At 64.7% G+C, this 7,260-nt stretch carries 9 protein-coding genes; 3 read left to right on the forward strand and 6 right to left on the reverse strand.

Annotated elements, in window-relative coordinates; translation table 11 throughout:
- Positions 1-171 precede the first annotated feature (171 nt).
- Complete coding sequence (locus F604_RS0110880) at positions 172-468, forward strand: RNA-guided endonuclease InsQ/TnpB family protein (RefSeq protein ID WP_276324411.1); 297 nt, start codon at positions 172-174, stop codon at positions 466-468.
- Positions 469-526: 58 nt separating this feature from the next.
- A complete protein-coding gene (locus F604_RS0110885; protein ID WP_019551673.1) occupies positions 527-805 on the forward strand; it encodes a hypothetical protein in 279 nt (92 codons plus the stop codon).
- A gap of 7 nt (positions 806-812) precedes the next feature.
- On the opposite strand, the gene F604_RS0110890 is transcribed toward F604_RS0110885, so the two are convergent.
- The 6 genes from F604_RS0110890 to F604_RS0110915 form a co-directional block, all read right to left on the reverse strand.
- The gene (locus F604_RS0110890) at positions 813-2,357 is read right to left on the reverse strand and encodes an AAA family ATPase (protein WP_019551674.1); all 1,545 of its coding nucleotides are present in this window, start codon (positions 2,355-2,357) and stop codon (positions 813-815) included.
- Positions 2,358-3,530: an AAA family ATPase gene (locus tag F604_RS0110895; RefSeq protein ID WP_019551675.1), complete on the reverse strand. Its 1,173-nt coding sequence runs from the start codon at positions 3,528-3,530 to the stop codon at positions 2,358-2,360. It lies immediately after the preceding gene.
- Complete coding sequence (locus F604_RS13470) at positions 3,511-4,689, reverse strand: metallophosphoesterase family protein (RefSeq protein WP_019551676.1); 1,179 nt, start codon at positions 4,687-4,689, stop codon at positions 3,511-3,513. The genes F604_RS0110895 and F604_RS13470 overlap by 20 nt, the downstream gene beginning before the upstream one ends.
- Positions 4,690-4,788: 99 nt before the next feature.
- Positions 4,789-5,220 (reverse strand): YbjN domain-containing protein, encoded by a 432-nt coding sequence (locus F604_RS0110905; protein ID WP_019551677.1) that lies wholly within the window; start codon positions 5,218-5,220, stop codon positions 4,789-4,791.
- 21 nt (positions 5,221-5,241) lie between these two features.
- Entirely contained in the window at positions 5,242-5,838 is a 597-nt protein-coding gene (locus tag F604_RS0110910) for a hypothetical protein (protein WP_019551678.1), read from the reverse strand.
- Positions 5,839-5,859: 21 nt separating this feature from the next.
- Positions 5,860-7,071 (reverse strand): TROVE domain-containing protein, encoded by a 1,212-nt coding sequence (locus tag F604_RS0110915; RefSeq protein WP_019551679.1) that lies wholly within the window; start codon positions 7,069-7,071, stop codon positions 5,860-5,862.
- Positions 7,072-7,077: 6 nt separating this feature from the next.
- Between F604_RS0110915 and F604_RS0110920 the strand changes: the two genes are divergently transcribed.
- Positions 7,078-7,260: helix-turn-helix domain-containing protein (locus F604_RS0110920; protein WP_019551680.1), on the forward strand; the 183-nt coding region annotated here is incomplete at its 3' end.

Consider the following 7,260-nt stretch of genomic DNA (forward strand, 5'->3'; position numbering starts at 1 on the left):
GACGGGTGCGGGGCCTTAAGGCGGTTAGTCGGCAGGTGACGGCGGTGGTGACGGCCTTTTCCTTTGTGGCCCAAGTTCTAGCCCGGGAGGGCTTGCCTCCCACCTGGGTGGCCAGGGTGGCAGCGTGAAGGGCCTCGGAGTGAATAACCGAAAGGGGGGTCCTTACACGACCTGGCCCGCTCCTATGTTGCGAAAGGAGTAATGGATGCGGGTTGGGGACAGTTTTTAAGAATCCTTGCCTACAAAGCGGCAGAGGCTGGTAGGCAGGTGATAAAGGTAGATCCAAAGTACACAAGCCAGGACTGCCCGGTGTGCGGGTACCGGGAGAAGAAACCCTTGTGGGTGCGGGAGTATACCTGCCCCCAGTGCGGGGCTCACCTACACCGGGACATAGCGGCGGCGCAGAACATCCTGGCTAGGGCTCGGACGGAGCCTTCGGGGATGGGTACGGCATGGGCCGTCCCGTGAGAACCGAGAAGCCCCGCTCTTCAGAGCGGGGAGTCGTCACGCATCCTATACTGGAGTCATGGCCATCAAGTACAACCCCTTCACGGGTAAATACGAGTACTACGATGAGGGAAAAGAGCACAAGGAAGTCCTGAATCCCTTCACGGGCAAATACGGCGTGGGGACCGACAATGATGCCGAGGTCAACCGCTTCACAGGCAGGTACGAAGCCCGTAAGGCCAAGGACCTGTGCGAAAAGTATAACCCGTATACCGGGAGCTACGAGCTGGTACCCTGTGACTGGGAGATCCGCTACAACCCGTACACCCAGCGCTACGAGTTTGGCCCCAAGGAGTAACCTGCCCTCAGTCCACCCACTCCACCACGCTTTCCCCCCTCCCCTTCCGAACCCGAAGCCTCATGGGGAAACGCTGGGCCAGGCTTTCCACGTGGGTGATGACGCCGATCATCCGGTTCTGCCGTCCCAGCCCCTCGAGGGCCTGCGCCACCACCTCGAGGGTCTCCCCGTCCAGGGTGCCGAACCCCTCGTCCAGGAAAAAGGCCTCCAGCTTCCTGCGGGCAAGTTCTTCTGAAAGGGCAAGGGCCAGGGCCAGGCTCGCCAGAAACGACTCGCCCCCCGAGAGGGTGTGCGCAGACCGGTGGACCCCCGTCCAGGCGTCGTACACCTCGTACTCCAGGCCGCTTTCCTCCCTGACCCTAAGGCTGTACCGTCCGGAGGAGAGCTGGTGCAGGATCTCGTTGGCCCTGACCAGGAGGGCCCGCTGCAGGCGGCGGTGCAGCCATTCGGGGAAAGCCCGCTGCTGCAGGTCGCTGGTAAGGGCCTCCCAGATGCGGAACTGCCGCCGCCTTTCCCGGAGATCCTCCTCCAGGCCCACGCGGCGTTTCACCTCTCCCTCCAGGTTCACTAGCTCCCCACGAAGCTCACCCAGTTCCTGGCTGAGCTCCCCGATCTCCTGGCTGAGATCCTCCAGGCGCTTCTCCAGCGCCTCCAGGTCCTCCTGCGTGGGCGGCGTCTCGGGCAACGGAGCCAGCTCCTGAAGCCTGGCCTCCAGGGACTCCAGGGCTCCCTCGACCCTTAGGACATGGTCCCGGTGTTTCTCCCAATCCTCAAGGGCCCTCTTCTCCTCTGCCTCATCCAGGAGAAGGGCCCGTAGGGCCTTCCCGTCCCGGGGAAGGTCGGGGTTATCCTTCCAGGCTTGCTCCAAGGCCCGTACCTTCTCCTCAAGCCGGGCCAGGACGAGCCCAAGCTCTTCCCTGAGCTCCCTTCTCCCTTCCTCCAGCTCCTCCAGCCTCTTCTTCTGCCCCCGCAGGTGCCGGAGGCGCTCCTCCAGCCAGGTCATGAAGTCCTTCAGGTTCTTTCCCCCCAGCACCTGCGCCAGGTGGTGCGCCAGGGAGAGGGCCAGGCGGTGCTTCTCCTGGCCAAGGCGCCGAAACTCCTCCTCCAGGTCCAGGTCCTCCACCTCGAGGTCCGCAAGGGCTTTTTTCAGAGACCCTACGGCAACCCGTAGCTCATCCGCCTGCCGGGCCAACCGGGTTTCCTCCTTTTCCAGGGCAGCCACCACCCCCACCTTCGCCGGGGGAACCTCCTGCCCGACAAGCGTCAGCAGGCGCTCAAGCTCCACCCGCTTCCTGGCCAGCTGCGTTTCCACCTGCTTCCTCTCCCCTTCCAGCTCCTTCTCCTTCCCCTCCTCCAGGGCCGGCGGCAGGGCCTGGACGGGGGTGAGACAAAGGGGACAGGGTTCTCCCGGCCGCAGGAGGTGGCGGAAGCGGGCCACCCCAAGCTCGCCCAGATGGCGTTCCAGGTGGCCAAGCCTCTCCTCCAGCTCCTCCACCTCCGCCTGGAGGGTTTGGACCAGGGCCATGCGAGTCTGCTGAAGCCCGGCCTCCACCTACGATAGCTCCTTCTCTTGGCGGACGAGCTTCTCCTTCAGCTCCCTGGCCTTTTCCATGCGGGGAAGCTCCTCGAGGACCTCCCTTAAGGCGGCCTCGTCCTCCTCCTCCCACGGGGAAGCCTCCGGATGGAGGGCAGGTTTCTCTCCCGCCTTCCCCAGGAGGTCGTGGAGGGACCGGAGATAGGCGCGTTGGGCCCAAAGCCCTTCCAGCCGCTCGAGCTCGGCCAGGTCCAGTTCCCGAGCCAAGGCGTCACGCTCCTCCTCCAACTGGGCGTCCGCTTCCTTGAGTTCCTTCAGAAGGGCTTCCGCCTTCTCCTTTTCCGCTAGCAGATCCACGAGCTCCCTCGCCCTTTGGGAAAGCTCCGCCCGTTCCTTGTCCCCCAGAAGCGCAGGCTCCGCCTCCATGAGCCGGGAAAGCTCCTCTTGCAAACGGGCTTTTTCCCCGTATAGGGCGAGGAGGGCCCTGAAGTGGTCCCGGACATCCTGAACCTTTTTTAGCTCGCTCGTCTTCGCCTCCAGGGCCTTTTTCACCTGCCCCATCCTGTTCCGGACCTGCTCCAGGGCCTCCGGGGTGGCCTCCTTCAAGGACTCCAGCTCGGCCTCGAGGGCGGCGATCCTGCTTTCCAGGTTCCCCTTGCGCTCACTGGCTTTGGTCCTCATGTCCTGAAGGACATCCAGGCCGAAGAGGTGGTCCAGAATCTTCCGCCGCTCGCTCCCTTTGTCCCGGCGCAGGAAGCGGTCGAACTCACCCTGGGGCAGGAGCACGGTCCGGACAAAGGTGTCGTAGTCCATGCCCAGGATCCTCTCCAAACTACCCTCCAGATTCCGGCCCCTGACATCCCAGATCTGCCAGCGCTCCCCCAGGTGCTCGGCCACCCGGACCTCCCGCCTCCTGCCCACCTCCCGTTCCACCCGGTAGACCCGGCCGTCCACCTGGAAGGTGAGGCTCACCCACATCCTCTCCGCCTCGGGATGGCGCATCTCCTCGATCCTGCGGCTGCCCAGGCGGTGAACCCTTCCGTAAAGGGCGAAGGTAATGGCATCCAACAGAGTGGTCTTACCGCTTCCCGTGGGACCCGTGATGACGAAAAGATCCGCACCCTCCAGGTCCACCACCTGGCGTTTCCGGTAAGGGCCAAAACCCTCCAGTTCAATCCTCACCGGCCTCATGTTCTTCCACCTCCTGCCGCAACTCGGCAAAGCTATGGACCAGCTCCTCCCCCGGGGGGTCCCCTTCCCAGCGGCCTGCCTCCATCAGGTACTGCCGGTAGGCCTCCTCGAGGGCGGAGGGTGGGGGGTGCGCCTCGCCCCCGTCTCCTTTCCTCTCCTCTTCCCACGCCACCTCGAGGACCCTCTCCATTTCCTTAAGCGTGTCCCTCAGCTCCAGGTGCATGGGCCCCTGCACCACCACCCGGGCCCAGCCCGGGAAGGCCTCGATCTCCCCCAGGATTCGGGCCCGCTCCCCGGGGCTTTCCTGCACCTGGGAAACCCTGACCCGGAAGGTGCGGAGGGGCTTTCCCCAGTTTGTCGGCATGGGGTGGACCCGGGCGGGAAGATGGCGGTCCAGAGGGAGCTCCACCAGCACCACCCCCCTCTCCGCCCGCTCGCTGGCCCCGAAGTCCAGGGGGATCAGGCTTCCCGGGTACCAGGCGTTTTCCGCCACCTGCTGCAGGGCGTGAAGGTGGCCCAAAGCGATGTAGCGGGCCCCCGGCAGGGCTCCAGGAGGCACGGCGTAGTGCTCGGCCAGGTGCAGCACATACTCCCCACCCCCCACCCTGGCCCCCGCCACGGTGAAGTGGGCCAGGTACACGTCCGGAGTGCCCTCCTGGGCCAGGTGGGCCAAAAGGCGGCGCATCCCCTCCGCATAGGCCAGGTGGCGTTCCTCAGGGGGAAGTTCCAGGGTCTTGGCCAGGCGTCTTTCGGAAAGGAAGGGCACCAGGGCCACCCTGAGGCCTCCCCGATCCACCACCCCGCCCTCGTGGGCGAAAGCCAGCTGGCCCCGCAGCTCCACCCCGAAGCGACCCAAGAGCTGACGATAAACCCGCTCCATCCTCTCCCCAGAGTCGTGGTTCCCGGCGATGGCCATGGCCGAAACCTTCGCTTCTGCCAAACGCAGGAAGAACTCCACCAGGAGGGCTTCCGCCTCCGTGGAGGGTTGGGGGTGGTCCATGAGATCCCCGCTGACCAGGACGAGATCCACCTTCTCGGAGCGCACCAATCTGAGGACCTCCTCGAGGGCCGAGGCCACCTCCGGGGTGCGGTCCACCCCCTTCAAGGTCTTCCCCAGGTGCCAGTCCGCCGTGTGCAAAAGCCGTAAGGAGGTCTTCATACGTTTTCCACTTTCATTCTATCCAGCTTGCCGTGGGGGTTCGGGGTTGCCGAGGGGCCAGGCGCCCCCCACCCAGCCCCGGTCCACGCCTTCAAAACCCTAGCGAAGAAGGCCTGCACCCCCGTGGAGGGCGATGAGCAGGGGAAGGCCCTGATGAAAGAGGCGCAGAACAAAGCGAATCTGGGACTCCAGGACCCCTCCCTGGAAGGGAAGGTCGTAGTCCACCACCAGGATGTCCGGCGACTGGACTTTCATGGAGAACCGTAGCGCATGGGTGGTGTCGTTGAGCCTGTTGACGAAGAGAAGCCTGTCCTGCTCGGGCACCCATGGCTTAAACCTAAAGACACAGGCGAAGTGAATGATGCTCTTCTCTCGGTTAACAACCACGAGGGTCTTTAGGGCATCTCCATGATCTCCACGCACCACCAGAACCCCGTCTTGATCCACGGTGGTGTACCCTGCCATACGGCAGATCTCCTCCAGCCTGGCCCCGCTCACCTTTTCTTCTGCAATCCACATCCTCTCCTCCATGGCAGTCCTCCTCTAAGGCGGTCAGGCCGCCCAAAGCCTACGCAACTCCTCCGTGAGGGCATCCCACCTGGGTCCGGGATCCCTGGAAGAGGGTTCCTCCACCCATTGGAACAGCTCCGGGAAGTGAAAGTAGGCTACCCCAAGACCCACGGCGTCCAGCTCGTGGCTATTTCTGGGAAGAGGGCCGAGCCCAAGCCCCTCGAGGCTACGCCTCACATCCAGGTCGGAAGGCCGGTTGAGCCCGGTGAGGCGCTGGCGCCAGCCTGGGGGCTGGAAAGGATCGTGGAAGCCTCGAGGGGTGGAGGCAAAGGCGGTGCAAACGGGAAGAGTGGAGGAAAGCCTGGACGCCAGGGAGTGGGCGATCCCCTGGAGCTCCCTCCACACCTCGCGGGGCACCGAGGGCTTTCGGCCCTTGGGGAGCTCCACCAGGAGGAGATCGGGGCCGTGGCGTTCCACGGCCTGGATCACCAGGGCCTCCACCGCACCCACCACCTCCTGCCTGCCTCTCCTCGAGGCCGAAAGGGAACCATGCTCCACCACGAAAAGCCTTCCTTCCGATTCCTCCACCACCGACCAGGCGTTGTGGACCGTTCCGGGATCTAGGGCCAACACCTTCACCTTCCACCTCCCCGGGGGGCCTTAGCCCACCTCCAGGCCATGCTCCCTCCCGAAGGCCTTCATCCAGCCGATGGGGTCCTGGGCCTCCAGGAGGGGCAGGAGCTCCAACAGCCTGTCGCTAAAGCCTCCGATGCGGCTGATGCCGTTCTGAGGAAAGGCCAGGGGCGCATACCCCGCCAGGTTGATCACGTGCACGCGGCGGCGGTCATCCCCGAGAAGCCAGGGCCTCAAGGGGCGGTAGGCGTCGTCCGCCACCTGCTCGTCTGTGAGGATCACCACCCTGCGCCCCCCAAAACTCCTGAGGGCCTTGCCCAGGGCCCTCTCCAGGTAGGTGCCGTACCCTCCGGAGGTCAAGAGGTGTTCCACCATGGCCACCAGGGGGTCCCCGGGGGAGAAGGGCACGGGGATCAGGTCGTCGCTGAAGCCGAAGAGCCTCCCCCCGGCCTGGCGGTACAAAACCGCCCCCAGGGTGGCCGCCGCCAGGGCGTAGGTGCTCTCCCCCTTCCTGGACATGCGCTGGTACATGGAGCCCGACACGTCCACCAGGATCAGGGTTTCCCCTTCCAGGTCAAGCCTGGGCACCGAAGCCTCGAGGGCACCCTCCAGGGCGTGGTACACGGGGTGGGGTCTCATCCCACCCTGGGCCACCCCATCTCCAGGGCGAAGCTGGTATAGAGCCTGAAGCCACTGGTGGGGAAAGATACGCCAGCCTCGCACCCTCTCGGGATCCGCCAGCTTGGCCAGGAGGAGGTCCTGCACTTCCCTCCGGTCCAGGAGGCCATGTTCCTGAAGGTTGCGCAGGTTGCGGATAAGGGCGAGGCCCTCGAGGTGAGGCAGGACCTTACGCCAGGCCTCAGGAGTACTGCCCTCCTTAGAGATCACCCTCTCCCACAGGGGATCCTCCTCCCTCACCCTTTGCACAAAGGCCAGGGCCTCAGGCGACGCCTTCTTCCCTCGGATGAGGTAGTCGTATACCCAGGCATGCTCCCTATCGGGCGCCTTGGGGTGAGCAAGGATTAGGGCATCCCTTTGTCGGAAATGCCTGCCTTCAGCTCGGTACTTCAGCAATGCCTGGGGGCTCATGCGGTTCAGGCGCTCGGCCACCGCCTTCTTCAAGGCCTTGCGCACCTTCCAGCCCTGGCCACGCGTGTAGGCTAGGGTTTCCAAATGCTCATCCCCACGCAGCCAGACCTGGGTGGCCACCCTTTGCGCTAAGTGCCAACCCCTTATCATGTCAACATGGCAGCCCCTCTTCAGATCCAGCTGACCCCTGAGGAGGACCGGCTCCTGCTGGAACTCTCCCTGGACCCGAAGACCCACAAGAAAACCCGCCTCTGGGCCGCCATGGTCCGCCTGGCCGCCGAGGGCTGGACCGCCCCAAGAATCGCCCGCCACTTCCACAAAGACCGCTCCACCGTCTAC

This window comes from Thermus scotoductus DSM 8553, assembly GCF_000381045.1.
Taxonomy (GTDB): Bacteria; Deinococcota; Deinococci; order Deinococcales; family Thermaceae; genus Thermus; species Thermus scotoductus.